This window comes from Schnuerera sp., from assembly GCF_035459645.1.
Classification (GTDB): Bacteria; Bacillota; Clostridia; order Tissierellales; family Tepidimicrobiaceae; genus Schnuerera.
The window spans coordinates 1-1,804 of sequence record NZ_DATHXO010000058.1 but is presented as its reverse complement, the minus strand read 5'-3'; the positions used below and the strand labels follow the sequence as shown (position 1 = coordinate 1,804).

Sequence of the window (1,804 nt, the reverse complement as noted above, 5' to 3'; positions counted from 1 at the left end):
ACCAGTATAGAGGGAAATTTTTCTTTATGTAAATTCTGTAAGCTTTCAAATGAGCAGAAAAACTTTTTAGAAGCATTTATTAGAAATAGAGGAAATATAAAAGAAATTGAAAAGGACCTGGGTATATCTTATCCAACAGTTAGAAACAAATTGGAAGACGTTATAAAAACATTAGGATATAAACCTCAGTATAACGAACCTAAAATAGATAAAAAAGAAATATTAAGAAAATTAGATGAAGGAGAGATTTCTTCTGAAGAGGCTATTAAACTCCTTAAAGGAGAAGAATAAGGGGGATTTAAAATGAAGGATGAAAAATTAATGGTATTGTCCATGTTAGAAGAAGGTAAAATTACCAGTGAAGAAGCAGTAAAACTATTAGAAGCATTAGAAGAAACTGAAAGCTTCATAGAGTTTGAATCCACTGAAGACAATAAAGAAAAATTTATTGATATTGACAAAACTAAGAAAAAACTAGAAGTGTTAGAAAAAAATATTAATGAACAGGGGAAGAAGGTAGAAAGTTTAGGGACAGACTTAGGTAGTAAATTAGCCAATGCTTTTAGTAATTTATTCAACACAGGAAATCCCTTTAATCTTCTAGGTAACTATGAAGTAATAAATACCAAAATTGAGAGGGATATCTCTCATATGGATAGCCCTACAATCCACTTAAAATCAATTAATGGTAGTATCAATTTGAAAAGCTGGGAAAAAGAAAAACTATTAATTAAAATCGTTTATCAACATAAACATAGTAATTTTGATAAGAATGATAAGTTTTATGATCTATATGAAGAAAATAATAAAATAATATTTGAACCTCTATATGCAAATAATGTAATGATGAATTTGGATGTATATTTACCTAATAGATATTACGAGAGAATAAATTTAAATACATCCAATGGTAAACTTCAGGTAGAAAATTTAAACTTAGGAATACTATATTGTAAAACAAGTAATGGCTCTATCTCATTAAAGGATATTACAAGTAAAGATATTGATTTATCAACAAAAAATGGACGAATTAATTTAATAGACATTTCTTCTCCTAGGATAAATGCAATAAGTACAAATTCTGGAATTAAAATAGAAGATATTGATACTAATAATTTAATAGTTTCTACTAAAAATGGCAGAATTAATCTATCTGACATTTTAGCAGACAATATCTCTGGTAATACTTCCAATGGTTCCATAGAAATTAATGATATAAATAGTAAGGTAGTTAAACTTACTACATCTAATGGAAAAATAATATGTAAAGATTTAGATAATGAAAAAATTAATGAATTAAAACTTTCAACCTCTAATTCAACTATTGATGTAGAAATAGGTGAAGTTAAAAAAATGAGTTATTTCCACCTAGAGACTTCTTTAGGCAATATTAGTTTAGATATACCAAACCTTATATATAAGGTAAACAAACAGGTCAATTTAGGCATAAAAAAAATAGCCGCTCATACCGCCGATTTTGATGAAAATAAAGAACATTTTGTTTTGAATGCTTATACTTCTAATGGTTCAATAAAAATAAGATAGGAGGTTGGATTATGGATTTTAAAGATGCCACCGGATCATGGGTCGACTCCGGCGACGTCGTCCCCATTCTCGGCACGATGGCTTTGCAACTCGGCGTGCTGATCTACATGTCGACCTTGCCGTACCACTACGTGCAGGACGAGTTCATCACCGGATACACCTCCTACACCCTCCCGGCGCTGAGCGAGATCCAGTGGTTCGCGGGGTACCCGGCTCCGGGGGAGTGGATCGCCGGCTTCCCGATCCTCTACTACGCGTT

General features: G+C 31.5%; 3 protein-coding genes. All 3 read left to right on the top strand.

Features of this window, described 5'->3' with window-relative positions:
- Positions 1 to 291 (top strand): DUF2089 domain-containing protein (locus tag VK998_RS01420; protein ID WP_325224651.1); only part of this gene is annotated, 291 nt, incomplete at its 5' end.
- 12 nt (positions 292 to 303) lie between these two features.
- On the top strand, positions 304 to 1,545 hold the full coding sequence (locus VK998_RS01415; protein ID WP_325224649.1) for a DUF4097 family beta strand repeat-containing protein: 1,242 nt from the start codon (positions 304 to 306) through the stop codon (positions 1,543 to 1,545).
- A gap of 11 nt (positions 1,546 to 1,556) precedes the next feature.
- Positions 1,557 to 1,804, top strand: a 248-nt coding sequence (locus tag VK998_RS01410) for a hypothetical protein (RefSeq protein ID WP_325224647.1), incomplete at its 3' end; no start/stop codon positions are given.

Bases quoted from the DNA above. Each gene is read 5' to 3' on its own strand.
- VK998_RS01415 (WP_325224649.1), top strand. From the start codon at position 304: ATGAAGGATGAAAAATTAATGGTATTGTCCATGTTAGAAGAAGGTAAA.